Source organism: Pseudoalteromonas sp. (assembly GCF_018402495.1).
In the GTDB taxonomy this organism is placed as follows: domain Bacteria; phylum Pseudomonadota; class Gammaproteobacteria; order Enterobacterales; family Alteromonadaceae; genus Pseudoalteromonas.
In genome coordinates this window covers 16350-36850 of the sequence record NZ_JAGYIU010000005.1, presented here as the reverse complement: position 1 = coordinate 36850, position 20501 = coordinate 16350, and the positions used below count along the sequence as shown (strand labels likewise).

Here is a 20501-nt window from a genome sequence, read left to right as displayed (position 1 = left end):
AACAGTGGAAAGGTTTTGAAATCCACTGAAAACAAAAAAGCCCCAATTTACAGGGGCTTGGTAAGATTAAGTAAGCTTAAAGAGACTCAAAAAACCTTATTCGATGTTTTGGATCTGCTCTCTCATCTGCTCAATCAGCACTTTGAGCTCTACAGCTGCGTTGGTGATGTCACTATTTATAGACTTAGATGCTAGCGTATTTGCTTCACGGTTAAACTCTTGCATCATAAAATCTAAACGGCGACCACATGCGCCGCCTTTACTGAGGATTTTACGTGTTTCTTTAACGTGCGACTTTAAGCGGTCGAGTTCTTCGGCAACGTCTTGCTTTTGCGCAAGGTAAATCAGTTCTTGTTCAAGGCGTGACTCATCAATATTTGTTGTTAAATCTTCAAGTTTTTGTACTAACTTTTCACGTTGCCATTTAGTAATTTCTGGCATGTGGGCTTCAACAATATCAACTTGCGCTAAAATGGCGGTTAATCGTGTAGTTATCATTTCTTCAAGGTTTGCACCTTCATCACCACGTGCAGATTTGAAGTCTTCTATTACTTGGTCAAGACCAGTAATGAGCGCCGTATTTACACTATCCATATCAATTTCTTGTGCTTCCATAACGCCAGGCCAACGTAAAATATCAACAGGGTTAATGTCACCATTGCTTTGTTGTTGAACCCACTTAGCACTATTAATTAACTGCTCAGCCAGAGATTGGTTAATTGATAGTTCACCTACATGTGCCGGGTTTGCGACGAACTTTAAGAAAACTTCTACCTTACCACGCTGTAAATGCTTACGCAGACGCTCGCGTATAACGGGTTCCATGCCACGAAATTGCTCAGGTGCACGAATAAATGTTTCAAGGTAACGTTGGTTCACTGAACGAACTTCCCAAGTGCCAGTGCCCCATTCGCCTTTAATTTCGCGACGCGCATAAGCTGTCATACTGTGGATCATGGATGTTTCCTACATTTTTAAATACAATATTACGATTATTATACCGTAACACTGCTTAAGCTCTAAAGAAATTTTAATCTACTGGCTGTTTTTTAAACGCGATTTAATATAAATCAACATGGCATCTGTATCCACATCCACATATAATGTGGCAAATTCAGAATTAAGGGGATCGTCAATGCGTCCAAGCGAAAGAACACCTAATCAAATTAGACCGGTTACATTTACTCGTAACTATACTTTACATGCTGAAGGTTCAGTATTGGTAGAGTTTGGTAATACCAAAGTACTTTGTACTGCGACAGTTGAAGCTGGCGTGCCACGCTTTATGAAAGGCCAAGGTAAAGGTTGGGTTAACGCAGAATATGGTATGTTACCGCGTGCAACACACACACGTAATAATCGTGAAGCAACGCGTGGTAAGCAGGGCGGTCGTACTATGGAAATTCAACGTTTAATTGCTCGTTCTTTGCGTGCTGCAATTGATTTAAAGGCGTTAGGTGAAAACACAATTACTATTGATTGTGATGTAATTCAAGCCGATGGCGGCACACGTACAGCGTCTATCAGTGGTGCGTGCGTTGCGCTTGTCGATGCACTAACGTACATGCGTGCAAAAGGGATGATTAATTCAAACCCACTTAAACATATGATCGCGGCTATTTCAGTGGGTATATATAAAGGCCAAGCGATTAGTGATTTAGAATACCTTGAAGACTCTGATGCTGAAACCGACATGAATGTAATTTTAACTGAAACAGGAAAAATTATTGAGGTACAAGGGACCGCTGAGGGTGAACCTTTCTCGTTTGACGAGCTTGATGATCTACTTATACTGGCAAAGCATTCAATTCGTGAAATTATAGACGTACAAAAACAAGCGTTAGCATAAATAGGTAATCGACGATGAAAGAATATCAAAAAGAGTTTATTGAATTTGCTTTAGAAAAGCAGGTATTAAAGTTTGGCGAGTTTACTTTAAAGTCTGGCCGCACTAGCCCTTACTTCTTTAATGCAGGTTTGTTTAATACAGGTCGTGACTTGGCACGTTTAGGTCGCTTTTATGCTGCAGCGCTTGAAGATGCAGCAATTGAATACGATGTATTATTTGGCCCAGCTTATAAAGGTATTCCAATTGCAACAACAACCGCTGTTGCGTTGGCTGATCATTACAACAAAGATGTGCCTTACTGCTTTAACCGTAAAGAGAAAAAAGCACACGGTGAAGGTGGCAGCTTAGTAGGTTCTGATCTTAAAGGTAAGATCATGTTAGTTGATGATGTGATCACTGCAGGTACTGCAATTCGAGAATCTATGGAAATTATTGCTGATAATGGCGCAGATTTAAGTGGTGTTTTAATTGCACTTGATCGCCAAGAGAGAGGTAAAGCCGAGCTTTCAGCTATACAAGAAGTAGAGCGTGACTTTAATACTCAAGTTACTTCTATTGTTAAATTGGCTGATCTAATCAGTTACCTTGAAAATCAAGGAACCATGGATGAGCATTTAGCGGCAGTAAAAGCATACCGAGATCAATACGGTGTAGCTTAATATAAAGCCTTAAATTGTATGGCTTTCTTTTGACCTTTTTATAGAGTTTATTAATGAAAGATGTATTAAAACCTAATGGTTTAGGATTAAAACGTGTTTTTAAAGCTGCATACTGTTCTTATCTTGGCTTTAAAGCTGCGTTTAAAGAGGAAGCTGCGTTTAGGCAGGAGCTACTGCTCTGCATCATCCTTTTCCCTTTTTCTTTTTGGTTGGCATCTTCATTACTTCATTGGGCAGTTCTTATGTGCTCTTTGTTGGTGGTATTAATTGTTGAGTTACTAAATTCTGCAATTGAAGCTCTTACGGATCGTGTTAGTACAGAGCTACATGTTTTGTCAGGTAGAGCAAAAGATATGGGTTCGGCAGCGGTTACGCTTTCATTAATGATCCTTTTGATCTTGTGGGGAGTTAGTTTATATATGAAGATCGTAGAATCTTGGTCCATCATTTAAACATAAAAGTTATTCATACATGTTAATAAAATGGAAGTAATTGTTGTATTTTTAATGTGTTTAGCTCTAAAAATAATCGAACAGTCATTTATTTCAAGTTTTCTTCAAAAAAGGGTTGATCTGTTTTCGGATCTCCCTATAATGCGACCCCACTGAGACGGCAGAGCGCAACGCATAGCGAGGCACGAGCTAATCAGAGAGTCGAGTAAAACTTAGTTTCGAAAACTTTCAAGTTTAACAAAATTAAGTGTTGACAAAAAAATAGGAAAGCGTAATATGCGCAGCCCTAGCGAGATAAAGTTTAACACTTTAATCGCAACCGGATAACCGGTATAGCTCTTTAACAATATAAAGCAATCATCTGTGTGGGCACTCGTACAGATTGAGTTCTAACAGCCAAGCTACTTCGTTCTTTATTGAGCAAGTAGCGAGGCAAAAAATTTAGAGTCTCAATGTGATTTCTCGAAAGAGAAACTGAGTGACCAACAGCAATAACTACTTCGGTAGTAATTGCAGCACAGTCAATTCAATATCGAAAGATATTAAATAAATTCAGAATTCATTGAGCTGTCGAAAGACATAAAACTTTTTAATTGAAGAGTTTGATCATGGCTCAGATTGAACGCTGGCGGCAGGCCTAACACATGCAAGTCGAGCGGTAACAGAGAGGTGCTTGCACCTTTGCTGACGAGCGGCGGACGGGTGAGTAATGCTTGGGAACATGCCTTGAGGTGGGGGACAACAGTTGGAAACGACTGCTAATACCGCATAATGTCTACGGACCAAAGGGGGCTTCGGCTCTCGCCTTTAGATTGGCCCAAGTGGGATTAGCTAGTTGGTGAGGTAATGGCTCACCAAGGCGACGATCCCTAGCTGGTTTGAGAGGATGATCAGCCACACTGGGACTGAGACACGGCCCAGACTCCTACGGGAGGCAGCAGTGGGGAATATTGCACAATGGGCGCAAGCCTGATGCAGCCATGCCGCGTGTGTGAAGAAGGCCTTCGGGTTGTAAAGCACTTTCAGTCAGGAGGAAAGGTTAGTCGTTAATACCGGCTAGCTGTGACGTTACTGACAGAAGAAGCACCGGCTAACTCCGTGCCAGCAGCCGCGGTAATACGGAGGGTGCGAGCGTTAATCGGAATTACTGGGCGTAAAGCGTACGCAGGCGGTTTGTTAAGCGAGATGTGAAAGCCCCGGGCTCAACCTGGGAACTGCATTTCGAACTGGCAAACTAGAGTGTGATAGAGGGTGGTAGAATTTCAGGTGTAGCGGTGAAATGCGTAGAGATCTGAAGGAATACCGATGGCGAAGGCAGCCACCTGGGTCAACACTGACGCTCATGTACGAAAGCGTGGGGAGCAAACAGGATTAGATACCCTGGTAGTCCACGCCGTAAACGATGTCTACTAGAAGCTCGGTTCCTCGGAACTGTTTTTCAAAGCTAACGCATTAAGTAGACCGCCTGGGGAGTACGGCCGCAAGGTTAAAACTCAAATGAATTGACGGGGGCCCGCACAAGCGGTGGAGCATGTGGTTTAATTCGATGCAACGCGAAGAACCTTACCTACACTTGACATACAGAGAACTTACTAGAGATAGTTTGGTGCCTTCGGGAACTCTGATACAGGTGCTGCATGGCTGTCGTCAGCTCGTGTTGTGAGATGTTGGGTTAAGTCCCGCAACGAGCGCAACCCCTATCCTTAGTTGCTAGCAGGTAATGCTGAGAACTCTAAGGAGACTGCCGGTGATAAACCGGAGGAAGGTGGGGACGACGTCAAGTCATCATGGCCCTTACGTGTAGGGCTACACACGTGCTACAATGGCGCATACAGAGTGCTGCGAACTCGCGAGAGTAAGCGAATCACTTAAAGTGCGTCGTAGTCCGGATTGGAGTCTGCAACTCGACTCCATGAAGTCGGAATCGCTAGTAATCGCGTATCAGAATGACGCGGTGAATACGTTCCCGGGCCTTGTACACACCGCCCGTCACACCATGGGAGTGGGTTGCTCCAGAAGTAGATAGTCTAACCCTCGGGAGGACGTTTACCACGGAGTGATTCATGACTGGGGTGAAGTCGTAACAAGGTAGCCCTAGGGGAACCTGGGGCTGGATCACCTCCTTATACGATTTAGAACTTATTTGTTCGTAGTGTCCACACAGATGATTGTTAGTTAGTAAGCCGAAAGGTTTATTAATTAATATGCTCTTTAAAAATTTGGAAAAGCTGATAATAAAATTCGTATGAATAACAATGTTATTTGTACAGAGTTTTCAAAAGTAAAAAAGAATGATAGCAGTATCATTCAGTGCCATTTAATGAACGTTTCGTTTGTTGATTGGTATCTACTTTAGTATTCAATATTAACTTCTGGCGAAGTTAAACTGTCACGAAACAAAGACCCGTTTGGGTTGTATGGTTAAGTGACTAAGCGTACACGGTGGATGCCTTGGCAGTTGGAGGCGATGAAGGACGTATTAACTTGCGATAAGCCTAGTCAAGCTAGTAAAAAGCGCTTGAGACTAGGATTTCCGAATGGGGAAACCCACCTGCTTGCAGGTATCGTTAACTGAATACATAGGTTAACGAGGCGAACGCGGAGAACTGAAACATCTAAGTACCCGTAGGAAAAGAAATCAACCGAGATTCCGATAGTAGCGGCGAGCGAAATCGGAACAGCCCTTAAGCTTATTATGTGTTAATGGAAGGCGCTGGAAAGCGCCACGATACAGGGTGATAGTCCCGTACATGAAAACGCATTTTAAGTGAAATCGAGTAGGTCGGAGCACGTGAAACTTTGACTGAATATAGGTGGACCATCATCTAAGGCTAAATACTCCCAACTGACCGATAGTGAACCAGTACCGTGAGGGAAAGGCGAAAAGAACCCCTGTGAGGGGAGTGAAATAGAACCTGAAACCGTGTACGTACAAGCAGTAGGAGCCCACTTGTTGGGTGACTGCGTACCTTTTGTATAATGGGTCAGCGACTTATATTTTGTAGCGAGGTTAACCGATTAGGGTAGCCGTAGGGAAACCGAGTCTTAACTGGGCGAATAGTTGCAAGGTATAGACCCGAAACCCGGTGATCTAGCCATGGGCAGGTTGAAGGTTGAGTAACATCAACTGGAGGACCGAACCCACTAACGTTGAAAAGTTAGGGGATGACCTGTGGTTAGGAGTGAAAGGCTAATCAAACCGGGAGATAGCTGGTTCTCCCCGAAATCTATTTAGGTAGAGCCTCGGACGAATACTTACGGGGGTAGAGCACTGTTAAGGCTAGGGGGTCATCCCGACTTACCAACCCTTTGCAAACTCCGAATACCGTAAAGTACTATCCGGGAGACACACGGCGGGTGCTAACGTCCGTCGTGAAGAGGGAAACAACCCAGACCGCCAGCTAAGGTCCCAAAGTCATAGTTAAGTGGGAAACGATGTGGAAAGGCCCAGACAGCCAGGAGGTTGGCTTAGAAGCAGCCATCCTTTAAAGAAAGCGTAATAGCTCACTGGTCGAGTCGGTCTGCGCGGAAGATGTAACGGGGCTAAACTATGCACCGAAGCTGCGGATTCAAAATTTATTTTGAGTGGTAGGGGAGCGTTCTGTAAGCGGTTGAAGGTGTACCGGGAGGTATGCTGGACGTATCAGAAGTGCGAATGCTGACATGAGTAACGATAATGCGGGTGAAAAACCCGCACGCCGGAAGACCAAGGGTTCCTATCCCATGTTAATCAGGGTAGGGTAAGTCGACCCCTAAGGCGAGGCCGAAAGGCGTAGTCGATGGGAAACGGATTAATATTTCCGTACTTGGTATAATTGCGATGGGGGGACGGAGCAGGCTAAGCAAGCATGGCGTTGGTAGTCCATGTGAAAGTGTGTAGGCTAGTGACTTAGGTAAATCCGGGTTGCTGTTAGGCTGAGACACGAGACGAGTCACCAAGGTGATGAAGTTGCTGATGCCATACTTCCAGGAAAAGCCTCTAAGCTTCAGATTATACCGAATCGTACCCCAAACCGACACAGGTGGTCAGGTAGAGAATACTAAGGCGCTTGAGAGAACTCGGGTGAAGGAACTAGGCAAAATCGTACCGTAACTTCGGGAGAAGGTACGCTCCGATTGGTGATGGGACTTGCTCCCTAAGCTGATTGGAGCCGCAGTGACCAGGTGGCTGGGACTGTTTATTAAAAACACAGCACTGTGCAAAATCGCAAGATGACGTATACGGTGTGACACCTGCCCGGTGCCGGAAGGTTAATTGATGGGGTTATCTTCGGAGAAGCTCTTGATCGAAGCCCCGGTAAACGGCGGCCGTAACTATAACGGTCCTAAGGTAGCGAAATTCCTTGTCGGGTAAGTTCCGACCTGCACGAATGGTGTAACCATGGCCACGCTGTCTCCACCCGAGACTCAGTGAAATTGAAATCGCAGTGAAGATGCTGTGTACCCGCGGCTAGACGGAAAGACCCCGTGAACCTTTACTACAGCTTGGCACTGAACATTGAACCTACATGTGTAGGATAGGTGGGAGACTTAGAAGCAGAGACGCTAGTTTTTGTGGAGTCGTCCTTGAAATACCACCCTTGTAGTTTTGATGTTCTAACGTTGGCCCCTGAATCGGGGTTACGGACAGTGCCTGGTGGGTAGTTTGACTGGGGCGGTCTCCTCCCAAAGAGTAACGGAGGAGCACGAAGGTTGGCTAAGTACGGTCGGACATCGTACGGTTAGTGTAATGGTAGAAGCCAGCTTAACTGCGAGACAGACACGTCGAGCAGGTACGAAAGTAGGTCATAGTGATCCGGTGGTTCTGAATGGAAGGGCCATCGCTCAACGGATAAAAGGTACTCCGGGGATAACAGGCTGATACCGCCCAAGAGTTCATATCGACGGCGGTGTTTGGCACCTCGATGTCGGCTCATCACATCCTGGGGCTGAAGTCGGTCCCAAGGGTATGGCTGTTCGCCATTTAAAGTGGTACGCGAGCTGGGTTTAGAACGTCGTGAGACAGTTCGGTCCCTATCTGCCGTGGGCGTTTGAGAATTGAGAGGGGTTGCTCCTAGTACGAGAGGACCGGAGTGAACGAACCGCTGGTGTTCGGGTTGTCATGCCAATGGCATTGCCCGGTAGCTACGTTCGGAACTGATAAGCGCTGAAAGCATCTAAGCGCGAAGCAGGCCTCGAGATGAGTTCTCACTAGACTTTTAAAGTCTCTGAAGGGCCGTTGAAGACTACAACGTTGATAGGCAAGATGTGGAAGTGGTGTGAGCCATTAAGCTAACTTGTACTAATTACCCGTGAGGCTTAACCATACAACGCCAAACGCGTTTTATGTGATAGTTTAAGCGAAGAAGTTAATAGACTAAAGTAGATTACTTGATTACTCTTTATTATCAGAAATTCCAAATTTTAGTAAGTTCGATTAAATCGACCTTACACCATATTTGCTTGGTGACAATAGCGTTTTGGACCCACCTGACCCCATGCCGAACTCAGTAGTGAAACGAAACAGCGCCGATGATAGTGTAGCATTTGCTATGTGAAAGTAGGACATTACCAGGCTCCAAATAAGAGAAGCCCGTTACAGCGATGTAACGGGTTTTTTTTTGGTTTAAATAAAATTAGAGCTCTCAGCTTTAAGCCGTCAGCTATCAGCTGCACAGCGTCAACCTGTACTTCGTAGCGTGGGTTGAGTATCACGAAACCCACGGGTAAAAGAACGCGACGACCACCTCAGTGCCCAGTGAATCCCATTAAAAAAACATTAAGAGTACTTTGCTATGTGACTCTTTACGTAAGCGTCTAGCAAAGTGCATCTGTCAGTAACTAATTAAAATTATTAAGCTATTTCCGAATTTCAATGAGGAGATAGTCATGAAAAAAACACGTAGCCTTGAACAATGGCGCAGTATTATTGAAGAACAACAAGCCAGCGATTTAACTATCATTGACTATTGCCAGCAACATGCTTTATCAAAAACAAGCTTCTATGCCGCACGAAGTAAGCTTAATGAATCATCAGTCAGCTTTGTTCGCGCTAAAGTAGCTAAATACGTTGACGTCACCGAACACCAACTGTCGATTACCCTCGAAGTCGGAAAAGTAAACGTCAGTTTGCCTCCCACAACGCCTGCATCTTATCTAGGCCAATTACTACGCGAGCTTGCCTGATGAAAATGTTTGTTGAACCAAAGTGTATTTACTTACACCGCGATATTGTGGATTTTCGAAAATCCATTGATGGTCTGGTCGCAATCGTTGAGGGTGAGCTTGAACGTGATGCCTATACTGGCGCTTTATTTTTATTTTGCAACAAAGCGAAGAATAAACTCAAGCTGGTTTACTGGGATAAAACGGGGTTTGCTTTGTGGTACAAGCGATTAGAAAAGCAAAAGTTCAAATGGCCAAACAAAGCCAGTCTGCAAGAATTTGAGCTCAGTCCAGAGCAACTGGATTGGTTGTTGTCGGGATATGATGTGCTTGGTCATGAAGAGTTGCGGTATCAATCGATGATCTAATCGATCATATTGGCAGTACATGATCGTTGCCACACCGTCTGTTTTATCTTTGCGCCAAGCAAGAAAACACCGTCAAATTCTGTTAAATTGCGAACATGAAAATTGATGCACACTCACTTCCTGACGACCCTGTACAACTCAAGCGCATGGTGCTTGAGTTGCAACAGCATATGGATGAAAAGTTAGCTGAAAAAGACGCGCAAATTCACGAATTGCTACAAGCTTATAACGCGAAACTAGCCAAAGAGTACGCCAAGAAATCTGAAAAGATGCCGGGTGCAGGCGAAGTATTCAATGAAGCCGAAGACATTCTCGATGAACATGATAAAGCGCTATTGGTGACATCGCCTTCAGTAAAGAAAGAAAAAGCCAAGCCAAAACGCCGCCCTCTGCCAGCGCAGTTGCCGCGAATTGAGGTGGTTGTTGACCTCGAAGAGGATGACAAAATGTGTGATTGCTGTCAAAGTCCCCTTCACAAAATGGGTGAAAGCAGCAGTGAAGCACTCGAGTTTGTGCCAGCGCATATCAAAGTAATCAAAACCATTCGCCCTAAATATACGTGCCGTCACTGTGAGCGTGAAGGCATTGAAAGTGTGGTAAAAACCGCCCTCATGCCTGCAACAGCCATTCCAAAAAGCATCGCAACGCCCAGCTTGCTGAGCCAAATAATCATGTGTAAATACCAGTTTGGCTTACCACTTTATCGCCAAGAAACTATGTTAGGCGATATTGGTATTGAGTTGAGCAGACAAACCATTTCGAGCTGGATGTTGCGCTGCGCAGACCTGTTGTTCCCTCTGTATCAACGCTTAAAAGACGTGTTGTTATCTCAACCGGTTATTCACGGCGATGAAACCCCGTTAAACGTCATTAATGCAGATAAAGCAACCAGCTATATGTGGCTGTATTGTTGCGGCGATGATAAACCAGGTAAAGGCACCAATATTGTCCTGTTTGATTACCATAACAGTCGCGCAGGCCAATGTACAGTTGATTTCCTTGATGGTTACGAAGGCTACATGCACGTTGACGGCTACAAAGCATACGAGCAAACGAAAGCAACACTCGTCGCATGTCTAGCGCATATACGCCGTAAATTCATCAAGGCTAAAGGCAATAATAAAAAAGCAGTTAAAGCGGATGTAGCACTTAACCTTATTCGCAAGCTCTACGGTATTGAGCAAGCCATCAAAGATAAAACGGCCGATGAAAAATTCAAGATTAGGCAGCAAAAAGCCAAACCAATCGTTGATGAATTATATCAATGGTTACTCAAGCATAAAGATAAAATCCCACCAAAAATGGCGTTAGGTGAAGCAATTACCTATGCGATAAATCAGTTTGAGAAATTCAGGCGTTACCTAGAGGATGGTAGGCTCAGAATTGATAACAACCGCGCAGAGCGAGCAATAAAACCGTTCGTAATAGGGCGAAAAAACTGGTTGTTCTCAAATACCTGCAATGGTGCACATGCCAGTGTAGTGGTACAGTGATTTTGGCCACCCATTAAGAAAGAAATGTTATGCTAATAAGCATACAAATTTGGGTGAAAAAATGACGAAATTAAAACGCGCAACGTATTCTGCGGCAATCAAATTAGAAACAGCTCAGCTTGTAGTCGACCAAGGTTATACGCAAGAAGATGCAGCCAAGGCTATGGGTGTTGGTAAATCAACCGTAAGTAAGTGGGTTACTCAATTAAAGCAAGAGCGTAATGGTCAGTCACCATCGGCTTCACCAATGACGCCCGAACAAATTGAAATTCGTGAACTTAAAAAGCAAATCCAACGCATTGAATTAGAAAAGGACATATTAAAAAGGCTACCGCTCTCTTGATGTCCGACTCCCTGAACAATTCTCGTTAATCGAGAAGTTAAATCAACGAGAGCATTATCCAATTAGCGTGCTGTGTAGCGTATTCGATGTGCATCGCAGCAGCTATAAATATTGGGCTATACGCGATACAACGCCGACACCTGAGCAAGTAAGGTTAGAGGCTGAAGTTAAAGCAATACATAGAATGAGTGGAGGCTCAGCAGGTGCAAGGACAATTGCTACAATAGCGACAAACAATGATTTTGAATTGAGCCGTTATCGCGCCGCTAAGCTAATGGTTAAGTTAAAGCTTGAAAGTTGCCAAGTTCCTCAACATTCATATAAGCGCGGTGGTAATGAACACCTTGAAATTCCAAACCTGCTTGATAGGCAGTTTGATGTTATTGAACCGAATACTGTGTGGTGCGGTGATGTAACGTATATTTGGACAGGCAATCGCTGGGCTTATTTAGCGGTCGTTATTGATTTATTTGCGCGTAAAGTGGTTGGTTGGGCAATGTCGTTGTCGCCAGATACTAATTTAACACTAAAGGCGCTTGAACTCGCGTATGAAAGTAGAGGTAAGCCAAGTGGGTTGATGTTTCACTCAGATCAAGGGAGCCATTATACGAGCTTGAAGTACAGCCAACGTTTATGGCGCTATAAAATTACACAAAGTATGAGTCGACGCGGAAATTGTTGGGATAATGCGCCTATGGAGCGATTTTTTAGAAGCTTTAAAACGGAATGGATGCCAAAGGTTGGATATGAAAACTTTAAAGAAGCTAAATATAGTGTAAGCGATTACATAAATGGATATTACAATAATGTTAGGCCGCATCATTATAATGCTGGTTTAGCGCCAAATGAATCTGAGGTTAGATACCAAGATTCTAAAATTGTGGCCAAAATTAGTTGACCACTACACAGCGCCATACTCTATAGTCTTGTTGAAACTGCAAAGGCAAATGACCTTGTAGTGCATGACTATATCTCTACTTGCTTACAGCGCCTTGCTGAGCAGCCAGGTAACCTTGAGCCACTGCTACCTTGGAATATTAAGCAAAGCTAGGTGTCGTTAGCTATACGTTTACATTGCTAGCCTAAATATATAATGTTTAAACGAATTAGCTACGGCTCTTTTAAGGCTTTATATGCTCGCTGTATGTATATAGAAAAATTCATTTAAGCTAGGCTGAAAAGTCACCATGGCCTGAATTTTTAGCTATTAGATGATTTTGCAGAATATATTAAAGAAATGATATTTGTGGAATAAAACAAGTAGGAGCAAAACGCCAACTCAAGGTTGGCGTTTCAATTATGAGGCTAAAGGTGATTATTAAACCTTAGGGCCTGCATTTTTAATTTCTTCAGATACGTCGTATTTTGCGAAGTTTTCTGTGAAATCAGCGGCTAGTTTAGCTGCATATTCAGCATACTTAGCTTTGTCTTCCCATGTATTGATTGGGTTAAGTAGCTTACTATCTACGCCTGGTACTGCAACTGGTACGTCTAGATTTAGCACGTCAATGTGTTGAGTTTCAACACCAGCTAATTTTCCAGATACGATTGCGTCAACAACAGCACGTGTTGTTGGAATATCGAAACGCTTACCAATACCGTAAGGACCCCCTGTCCAGCCTGTATTAACTAGGTAAACTTTAGCGCCGAACTCGCGTACACGCTTCATTAGAAGTTCTGCGTAGACACCTGCAGGACGTGGGAAGAAAGGTGCGCCAAAACAGGTTGAGAATGTAGATTCGATGTCACTGGTAGAGCCAATCTCTGTAGAGCCTACTTTTGCTGTGTAGCCACTTAGAAAGTGGAATGCTGCGGCTTCTTCGGTTAGTACAGATACTGGAGGAAGTACACCACTTACATCACATGTTAAGAATACAACCGCCTTAGGCTCGCCTGCACGATTTTCAACTTTACGTTTTTCAACATGCTCCAGTGGATAAGCTGCACGGCTATTTTGAGTTAAGCTGGTATCATTAAAATCAGGAACGCGATTTTCATCAAGTACGACATTTTCTAAGATTGTTCCAAAACGGATAGCATCCCAAATAACGGGTTCGTTCTTTTGTGAAAGATCGATACATTTAGCGTAACAACCACCTTCGATATTAAATACACTACCAGGTGCCCAACCATGCTCGTCATCACCGATTAAGAAGCGAGTTGGATCGGCTGATAACGTTGTTTTACCTGTACCAGATAAACCAAAGAATAATGCGGTATCGCCTGCTTCACCTACGTTAGCAGAACAGTGCATTGGTAATACACCTTTTGCCGGTAGTAGGAAGTTTTGTACAGAGAACATCGATTTTTTCATTTCACCTGCGTAACGCATACCTGCAAGTAACACTTTACGTTGTACAAAGTTGATGATAACCGTGCCATCGCTATTTGTACCATCGCGCTCTGGATCGCATACAAACGAAGGTACGTTCATTACTTGCCACTGAGGGAAGTCTGACTTGTTGTATGATTGTGGTTCGATGAACATGTTTTTAGCGAAGATATGGTGCCAAGCAGTTTCTGTTGTTACAACTACTGGAAGATAGTGCTCTGGGTCAGCGCCAACTTCTAGGTGAGAGATAAAGTGGTCATTGCTTTGCACATGTGCTTCTACACGTGCCCATAACGCGTCAAACTTATCTGCATCGAATGGGCGATTTACATTACCCCATTGGATTTCATTTTCAGTACTTGATTCTTGAACAATAAAACGATCTTTTGGAGAACGACCGGTACGACGACCAGTGTTAGCTACAAAAGCACCATTGGCGGCTAAAGTCCCTTCGCCACGTCTGATAGCGTGTTCGACAAGTTCAGCTGCAGTTAGATCGACAAAACGGGTAGCGCTTGAAGTCATGTTTATACCTAAATTGTGTGAGATTGAACGGGATAGCTCTGGGTCTTAGTAACCTTTAAGCTGCAAATATAGTAACAGATGGATTAAGGATATTCGAGCTTATAAACGCCGTAAAAACATATAAATTAAGGAAAAAACATGAATAATTTCAATGATACCGGTGTCATGAAAAATGCTCAGCTTGTGATACCGGTGTCATTTTTTAGGCACAAAAAAGCCATAAAAAATTATGGCTTTTTTATGCTGTGTTTTATAAAAGTAGATTAGTTAAATATACTTTTTATATCTTGCTCGTTAAACACATAATCTTTTAAACAATAATGGCAGCTAATTTTAATCTCACCATTTTTTTCAACATCGTCCAAAAGCGCTTGTTGACCAACATTAACTAAAGCCGTCATCGTTTTTTCGTGGTTACAGCCACATTTAAATTGAATTGGTTGAGGATCAAATACTCGCGGATTATCTTCATGATAAAGACGCGTTAATATGGTATTGGCATCGAGCTCTAATAGTTCTTCATCTTTAATGGTATTGCTAAGGGCTTCTAAGTGAGCAAAGTCTTCAATCGACTTCTGCTTATCTACAGGTAAAACTTGTAAAAATAGCCCGCATGCTTTAGCGCTACCCTCGGTGGTATCGGTTGCAAACCAAAGACGTGTTTTTAATTGCTCAGATTGCTCAAAGTAACCTTCTATGCATTTACTCAATGTATCATGCTCTAAAGGCACTATGCCTTGGTAACGCTCACCTTGAGTGGGAGTAATCGTAATAACCATATAGCCTTGGCCTATAAGCTCTCTAACTGTTGAGCCTGTCACTTCACTTTGTAATCGAGCAATACCGCGCATATTTTGTTGATCGTCACCATTTATCACTGCATATTTTACCGGCCCATCACCTTGCAGCTGAACCGCAATTTCGCCTTCAAATTTTAATGTTGCTGTTAATAAACAGGTTGCAACAAGCAGCTCACCTAGTAAGGCTTTAACAGGTTCTGGGTAATTGTGTTTAGCAATCATTTCGTTGTAAGCGTTGTCTATTTGTACGAGTTCGCCTCGAACATCGAGGTTGTCAAATAAATAGCGGTGAAGTAAATCTTGTTGCATGAGCGGCTATACCTAACTTGATTTCATTTTTAAAAGTTCGCGTCTTTGCTTTTTATCTGGTTTTTTATCCGGATGAGGGGCAAAGAAACTGTTATTTTTGCGTGCGATAGTGTTTTCTTCACGCTTAGCAATACTAGCATCAGATTCTTGATACAAGGTCTGTGCAATGGGGGCGCTTTGGCGCTTTTCAAGTACATTTAATACTGTGATAGTTTTTTCATCAACGCCCTGGGCTAGCTTTATAACTGCGCCAACTTCTACAATTTTGCTGGCCTTACTACGTTGACCATTATAATGTACTTTGCCGCCTTGTACCATTTCACGGGCTATTGCTCGCGTTTTATAAAATCGAGCAGCCCATAACCATTTATCTAATCTAACTTTAAGTTCGTTCGTATTTTTTGAGTTGTCGTTGAGTTGAGTTTTCTTTGGCATGAAACATCTCTAGTAAATTCGCTTCTTAACTAAATTACCATGAAATGGTTAAGCTATGAAGTTATTGCAAGATTTCATGACAAAAGAGAGAAATAATTCAATTTGTTTACAAAGTTTAATATTAGCGTGCTTGTTGAATGAAAAATGAAAAGGTACTATGGCTAGGTTATTTCGCTATAAATTAAAATAAGAACATCACTATGGAACAGCACGTTCAACAATTTAAGCTATTATTAAACCGTTTGCCGCATGCTAAATTAAGTGCGTTGGTTATGGTTGTAGTTATTGTTTATATTGCATTTTTATTATCAAAGCTGGTTTGGCTTGTGTGGCCACAGCCTGTAACATCTCCTCTTGCCCCCATTCACTACTCTGGCCAAGCCACAAGTGGTAATAACCAGTCTGTAGATTCGATTATTAAGCATTTTTTATTTGGTAAAGTAAATGTAACAAAAAATACCAATACTGTATCGCAAACTAAAGTAATTAATAATGCCCCAGAAACACGCTTAAGCATAAATTTAACCGGTATTGTTGCTGTTAGTAACGATGATAAAGCGGGAATGGCGATTATTGAATCGCAAGGGCGGCAAGTAAGTTATTTGGTTGAAGATGTTATTCAAGGTACGCGCGCAAAGGTATCGCAAATACTCCCTGATCGTGTCATTTTAGATGTAAGTGGCCGTTTTGAAACTTTAATGCTCGATGGACTCGATTTTACCAAAACGGTGTCTATGCCTGTGCTTGCTGCCCGTGATGAGCCTGAGATGGGCCCTTTAGCACCTTCAACAAAAAGTGAAGATCAAATAGATGCAACCGCCAACCTTGAAGTAAAAGAAGCATTAATAGAAACCCGTGAAGAGCTTTTAGAAGAGCCGGGCAAACTATTTGATTATATAAGAGTGGCCCAAGCTATGAATGATGGGGAACTTATTGGTTACCGTTTGAGTCCGGGCAAAGAGCCTGAGCTGTTTAAACAAATGGGATTACAAAATAACGATTTGGCCGTGGCAATTAACGGCTATCAATTAACAGATTTAAAACAGGCAATGGCAGCTATGAATGAGCTGCGAAATAGTACTGATGCAACTATTACTATTGAACGTGATGGCGAGCAAATCGATGTACTTTTTAGTCTGCAATAACTTAGCTTTGGAGTTTTAACATAATGGTTCAGGTGCTACACCTCAAAAAAATTAAAAAAGGGTTAGCTAAGTATGCGGCACTTTTTTTAGCAGCAAGTCTTTCTATGTCGGTTGCTGCCGTTGAATACGCGGCTAACTTTAAGGGCACAGATATTAATGAATTCATTAATATTGTGGGAAAAAACCTTAATAAAACCATCATTATTGATCCTAACGTGCGTGGCAAAGTTAATGTGCGCAGCTATGAATTAATGGATGAGGCACTCTATTATCAATTCTTTTTAAATGTATTAGAAGTTTATGGTTATTCGGCCGTTGAAATGGATAATAACATTATAAAAATAGAAAAAAGTTCAGATGCTAAAAAATCTAATGTTCCGTTAATTACAGCTGATAATGAGGCCTCCGGTGATATGATGATCACTCGGGTCGTACGCGTTAAAAATGTCAGTGTTCAAGAGTTAGGCCCTTTGGTTCGTCAGTTTAGCGACCAAAAAGACGGTGGCCATGTTGCTAACTTTAATGCCGCTAACGTGATGATGCTAACAGGGCACGCAGCTTCGGTTAACCGCTTAGTAGAAATTATTCGCTCAGTTGATCAAGCGGGTGATAAGCGTGTTGATATTGTAAAGCTTAAATATGCCACTGCGGATGATGTAGTGTCAGTTGTTGATAATATTTATAAAGACAGCGGTAAAGGCAGTGTTCCTGAGTTTTTAATTCCAAAGGTAGTGGCTGATGGCCGAACTAATAGCGTGATTGTCAGTGGTGAAGGTCAAGCACGCACCCGCGCTATTGAACTCATTAAACGTTTAGACGGCGAACTTGAAAGCCAAGGTAATACTAAGGTATTTTATCTAAACTACGCAAAGGCCGAAGATTTAGTAAAAGTACTGCAGGGTGTGAGTAAATCACTAGCCGAGGACACACAAGGCGGGGCTACTAAATCACGTAGTAGTAATCGAAATGAAACAAGTATTGAAGCACACCCAGATTCAAACTCATTAGTTATTACCGCTCAGCCCGATACCATGCGTTCACTTGAATCAGTTATTGAGCGCTTAGATATTCGCCGCGCACAAGTATTAGTGGAAGCCATTATAATTGAAGTTATGGAAGGTGACGGCGTTAACTTTGGCTTGCAATGGATTTCAGAGCAAGGCGGCATGCTGCAATTTAATAATGGTACCACTGTGCCTGTTGGCTCTTTAGCCGTGGCTGCTGAGCTATCCCGTGATAAAACGGTGACTAAAAATATTATTGGCACTGAGTCAGGGAACGTAACCGAATATGATGAAACAACTGAAGGTGACTACGGTCCGCTTGCCTCACTACTCGGTGGTATTAATGGTTTAGCCATGGGGGTGATAAAAAACGACTGGGGTGCAATTGTACAAGCAGTTTCAACCGATACTAATTCGAACATTTTAGCGACTCCATCTATCACCACTATGGATAACGAAGAAGCGTCTATTTTGGTAGGTCAAGAAGTGCCTATTATTACCGGTTCGCAAACGGGTAGTAATAACGAAAACCCATTTCAAACGGTTGAGCGTCAAGAGGTGGGTATTAAACTTAAAGTAACTCCGCAAATTAACGATGGTTCAGCTGTGCAATTAACCATAGAGCAAGAAGTTTCAAGTGTTAGTGGCGCAACAGCCGTTGATATTTCAGTGAATAAGCGCGCAATTAAAACCACCGTGATGGCCGATGATGGCGGCATGGTAGTATTGGGCGGCTTGATTGATGAAGATGTGCAAGAGAGCGTGTCAAAAGTGCCATTACTAGGCGACATTCCTATTTTAGGCCACTTATTTAAGTCAACTAATACAACAAAGCGTAAACGTAATCTAATCGTGTTTATTCGACCGACTATTATTCGCGATGGCGTGAGTATGAATAAGCTCAGCTTTAGTAAGTATAACTTTATTCGCGGTGAGCAATTTAAAAAGCGTGAGGATGGCATTAATTTAATGCCCATGACTGATGCGCCTATTCTACCCGAGTGGAATGACGAATTAGTGTTACCACCTACGTACGAAGAGCATTTACGCAAACAAAATGCACAAGAGCGTAACAATGACTAATGCGATAGAAGATATTAATCAAGATGTTGTTCATCCAGCTACACATAACAAGAGTGAACAGCTTGAACAACAGGACTTAATTGAGCTGCCTGCTAAACGTTTGCCATTTTCATATGCAAGACGAGTGGGTGCATTACTGAGTAAACACAAAGATAATCAGATTGTGTATTATCGGGGTGAACTTGATGTTGAAGTGTTATTAGAAATACGTCGTATTGCGGGGCATGGCTTCACACTTGAGCAGCTAGATGACGATAAATTTGAGCTATTACTTGAAGCATCGTATCAGCGTGATAGCTCAGAGACTCAGCAAATGATGGAAGACATTGGTAACGAGGTTGATTTATTCTCGCTAGCTGACGAGCTTCCTCAAACAGAAGATTTGCTCGCCGGTGATGACGACGCGCCTATTATCAAACTCATTAATGCCATGCTCAGTGAGGCGATTAAAGAAGGCGCCTCTGATATTCACATTGAAACGTTTGAACAAGAGCTGGTTATTCGTTTTCGGGTGGATGGCGTGCTTAAAGAAGTTTTAAAACCAAACCGTAAATTAGCATCGCTTTTAGTTTCCCGTATCAAGGTAATGGCAAAGCTCGATATTGCAGAAAAACGCATACCGCAAGATGGACGGATCAGTTTACGTATTGCGGGACGCGCAGTAGATGTGCGTGTATCGACCATGCCATCAAGCTTTGGTGAGCGAGTTGTACTACGTTTGCTTGATAAAAACAATGCGCGTTTAAACCTTGAAGACTTAGGTATGACCGCGAAAAACCGAGAGCTGTTTGCCGATTTAATCAGTAAGCCTCACGGTATAATCTTAGTAACAGGCCCTACAGGCTCTGGTAAAAGTACCACGCTATATGCAGGTATGAGCCAAATTAACTCGCGAGATCGCAATATTTTAACGGTTGAAGATCCAATCGAGTACGAAATTCCTGGTATTGGCCAAACACAGGTTAATACCAAGGTTGATATGACTTTTGCCCGAGGCCTGCGCGCCATTTTACGTCAAGATCCGGATGTAGTTATGGTCGGTGAAATACGAGATTTAGAAACAGCCCAAATTGGTGTGCAAGCATCACTTACTGGCCACTTAGTTATGTCTACTTTACATACCAATACCGCTTCAGGGGCAATCACCCGCATGGAAGATATGGGCGTTGAGCCGTTTTTATTATCGTCTTCATTACTGGGGGTTTTATCTCAGCGCTTAGTACGTACTTTATGTAATAGCTGTAAAGAAGGTCACGTTGCAGATGAACGTGAATGTGAGCTACTTGGCGTACCGTTTGATAATGCACCGACGATTTACCGTGCGGTAGGATGTGAAGAGTGTAACTTTAATGGCTACCGAGGTCGTACTGGTATTCACGAGTTATTAGTTGTCGACGAAACCATTCGTGAAATGATCCACAGCGGTAAAGGTGAGCAAAGCGTAGAGAAATACATTCGTAAGCACAGCCCAAGCATTCGTCAAGATGGTTGCAGTCGTGTTCTTGCAGGTAAAACAACGCTTGAAGAAGTATTACGTGTAACCCGTGAGGAAGGCTAGCT

General features: G+C 42.8%; 16 protein-coding genes and 3 rRNA genes. 15 read left to right on the top strand and 4 right to left on the bottom strand.

Annotated elements, in window-relative coordinates; translation table 11 throughout:
• Positions 1 to 96: 96 nt before the first annotated feature.
• Complete coding sequence (locus KG708_RS15240) at positions 97 to 957, bottom strand: YicC/YloC family endoribonuclease (RefSeq protein WP_213611190.1); 861 nt, start codon at positions 955 to 957, stop codon at positions 97 to 99.
• Between the two features lie 178 nt (positions 958 to 1135).
• On the opposite strand from KG708_RS15240, the gene rph reads away from it, so the two are divergent.
• The 11 genes from rph to KG708_RS17860 all read left to right on the top strand — a co-directional run bounded on the left by rph (position 1136) and on the right by KG708_RS17860 (position 12359).
• Positions 1136 to 1849: a ribonuclease PH gene (gene rph / locus KG708_RS15235; RefSeq protein WP_213611188.1), complete on the top strand. Its 714-nt coding sequence runs from the start codon at positions 1136 to 1138 to the stop codon at positions 1847 to 1849.
• Between the two features lie 14 nt (positions 1850 to 1863).
• Complete coding sequence (gene pyrE, locus KG708_RS15230; protein ID WP_213611186.1) at positions 1864 to 2508, top strand: orotate phosphoribosyltransferase; 645 nt, start codon at positions 1864 to 1866, stop codon at positions 2506 to 2508.
• A 53-nt stretch (positions 2509 to 2561) separates the two neighbouring features.
• On the top strand, positions 2562 to 2960 hold the full coding sequence (locus tag KG708_RS15225) for a diacylglycerol kinase (RefSeq protein ID WP_213611184.1): 399 nt from the start codon (positions 2562 to 2564) through the stop codon (positions 2958 to 2960).
• Positions 2961 to 3550: 590 nt separating this feature from the next.
• Positions 3551 to 5086, top strand: a 16S ribosomal RNA gene (locus KG708_RS15220).
• Between the two features lie 293 nt (positions 5087 to 5379).
• Positions 5380 to 8266 (top strand): 23S ribosomal RNA (locus KG708_RS15215).
• A 135-nt stretch (positions 8267 to 8401) separates the two neighbouring features.
• A 5S ribosomal RNA gene (rrf, locus tag KG708_RS15210) occupies positions 8402 to 8516 on the top strand.
• Together the 16S, 23S and 5S rRNA genes form the textbook arrangement of a ribosomal RNA operon.
• Positions 8517 to 8828: 312 nt before the next feature.
• The gene (locus KG708_RS15205) at positions 8829 to 9125 is read left to right on the top strand and encodes an IS66 family insertion sequence element accessory protein TnpB (RefSeq protein WP_213611182.1); all 297 of its coding nucleotides are present in this window, start codon (positions 8829 to 8831) and stop codon (positions 9123 to 9125) included.
• A gap of 5 nt (positions 9126 to 9130) precedes the next feature.
• On the top strand, positions 9131 to 9472 hold the full coding sequence (gene tnpB / locus KG708_RS15200) for an IS66 family insertion sequence element accessory protein TnpB (RefSeq protein WP_213611180.1): 342 nt from the start codon (positions 9131 to 9133) through the stop codon (positions 9470 to 9472).
• A 95-nt stretch (positions 9473 to 9567) separates the two neighbouring features.
• Positions 9568 to 10965, top strand: a complete 1398-nt coding sequence (locus KG708_RS15195; protein WP_301003459.1) for an IS66 family transposase — start codon at positions 9568 to 9570, stop codon at positions 10963 to 10965.
• Between the two features lie 61 nt (positions 10966 to 11026).
• Positions 11027 to 12206 (top strand): IS3 family transposase gene (locus tag KG708_RS15190; RefSeq protein ID WP_213611178.1). Its coding sequence is split into 2 segments (ribosomal slippage): positions 11027 to 11289 and positions 11288 to 12206, totalling 1182 coding nucleotides; the frame shifts between segments, so codons are not numbered across the junction.
• A gap of 15 nt (positions 12207 to 12221) precedes the next feature.
• Complete coding sequence (locus tag KG708_RS17860; protein ID WP_366513628.1) at positions 12222 to 12359, top strand: transposase domain-containing protein; 138 nt, start codon at positions 12222 to 12224, stop codon at positions 12357 to 12359.
• A 267-nt stretch (positions 12360 to 12626) separates the two neighbouring features.
• Here KG708_RS17860 and KG708_RS15180 read toward each other — a convergent pair whose 3' ends face one another.
• Positions 12627 to 14165, bottom strand: a complete 1539-nt coding sequence (locus KG708_RS15180) for a phosphoenolpyruvate carboxykinase (RefSeq protein ID WP_213611174.1) — start codon at positions 14163 to 14165, stop codon at positions 12627 to 12629.
• A gap of 138 nt (positions 14166 to 14303) precedes the next feature.
• Between KG708_RS15180 and KG708_RS17710 the strand changes: the two genes are divergently transcribed.
• The gene (locus KG708_RS17710; RefSeq protein ID WP_301003458.1) at positions 14304 to 14432 is read left to right on the top strand and encodes a hypothetical protein; all 129 of its coding nucleotides are present in this window, start codon (positions 14304 to 14306) and stop codon (positions 14430 to 14432) included.
• Here the strand turns inward: KG708_RS17710 and hslO are convergent.
• Both hslO and hslR read right to left on the bottom strand, forming a co-directional pair.
• On the bottom strand, positions 14429 to 15274 hold the full coding sequence (gene hslO, locus KG708_RS15175; RefSeq protein ID WP_213611172.1) for an Hsp33 family molecular chaperone HslO: 846 nt from the start codon (positions 15272 to 15274) through the stop codon (positions 14429 to 14431). The two genes, KG708_RS17710 and hslO, sit on opposite strands and share 4 nt — an antisense overlap.
• 12 nt (positions 15275 to 15286) lie before the next feature.
• Positions 15287 to 15709 carry a ribosome-associated heat shock protein Hsp15 gene (hslR, locus tag KG708_RS15170; protein ID WP_213611171.1) on the bottom strand — a complete coding sequence of 141 codons (423 nt, stop codon included), beginning with the start codon at positions 15707 to 15709 and terminating at the stop codon, positions 15287 to 15289.
• Positions 15710 to 15909: 200 nt separating this feature from the next.
• On the opposite strand from hslR, the gene gspC reads away from it, so the two are divergent.
• Genes gspC through gspE form a run of 3 tightly spaced genes read left to right on the top strand, consistent with a single transcriptional unit; the run spans position 15910 to position 20499 of the window.
• Positions 15910 to 16854 (top strand): type II secretion system protein GspC, encoded by a 945-nt coding sequence (gspC, locus tag KG708_RS15165; protein WP_213611168.1) that lies wholly within the window; start codon positions 15910 to 15912, stop codon positions 16852 to 16854.
• A 23-nt stretch (positions 16855 to 16877) separates the two neighbouring features.
• Positions 16878 to 18941, top strand: coding sequence for a type II secretion system secretin GspD (gene gspD / locus KG708_RS15160; protein ID WP_213611166.1), 2064 nt, complete (start codon positions 16878 to 16880; stop codon positions 18939 to 18941).
• Positions 18934 to 20499 (top strand): type II secretion system ATPase GspE, encoded by a 1566-nt coding sequence (gene gspE, locus KG708_RS15155; protein WP_301003457.1) that lies wholly within the window; start codon positions 18934 to 18936, stop codon positions 20497 to 20499. The genes gspD and gspE overlap by 8 nt, the downstream gene beginning before the upstream one ends.
• The last annotated feature ends 2 nt before the right edge of the window (positions 20500 to 20501 follow it).

Bases quoted from the DNA above. Each gene is read 5' to 3' on its own strand.
- hslO (WP_213611172.1), bottom strand. From the start codon at position 15,274: ATGCAACAAGATTTACTTCACCGCTATTTATTTGACAACCTCGATGTT.
- KG708_RS17710 (WP_301003458.1), top strand. From the start codon at position 14,304: ATGAATAATTTCAATGATACCGGTGTCATGAAAAATGCTCAGCTTGTG.
- KG708_RS15180 (WP_213611174.1), bottom strand. From the start codon at position 14,165: ATGACTTCAAGCGCTACCCGTTTTGTCGATCTAACTGCAGCTGAACTT.
- tnpB (WP_213611180.1), top strand. From the start codon at position 9,131: ATGTTTGTTGAACCAAAGTGTATTTACTTACACCGCGATATTGTGGAT.
- KG708_RS15240 (WP_213611190.1), bottom strand. From the start codon at position 957: ATGATCCACAGTATGACAGCTTATGCGCGTCGCGAAATTAAAGGCGAA.
- KG708_RS15195 (WP_301003459.1), top strand. From the start codon at position 9,568: ATGAAAATTGATGCACACTCACTTCCTGACGACCCTGTACAACTCAAG.
- gspD (WP_213611166.1), top strand. From the start codon at position 16,878: ATGGTTCAGGTGCTACACCTCAAAAAAATTAAAAAAGGGTTAGCTAAG.
- gspC (WP_213611168.1), top strand. From the start codon at position 15,910: ATGGAACAGCACGTTCAACAATTTAAGCTATTATTAAACCGTTTGCCG.
- gspE (WP_301003457.1), top strand. From the start codon at position 18,934: ATGACTAATGCGATAGAAGATATTAATCAAGATGTTGTTCATCCAGCT.
- KG708_RS15205 (WP_213611182.1), top strand. From the start codon at position 8,829: ATGAAAAAAACACGTAGCCTTGAACAATGGCGCAGTATTATTGAAGAA.
- hslR (WP_213611171.1), bottom strand. From the start codon at position 15,709: ATGCCAAAGAAAACTCAACTCAACGACAACTCAAAAAATACGAACGAA.
- KG708_RS15225 (WP_213611184.1), top strand. From the start codon at position 2,562: ATGAAAGATGTATTAAAACCTAATGGTTTAGGATTAAAACGTGTTTTT.
- pyrE (WP_213611186.1), top strand. From the start codon at position 1,864: ATGAAAGAATATCAAAAAGAGTTTATTGAATTTGCTTTAGAAAAGCAG.
- rph (WP_213611188.1), top strand. From the start codon at position 1,136: ATGCGTCCAAGCGAAAGAACACCTAATCAAATTAGACCGGTTACATTT.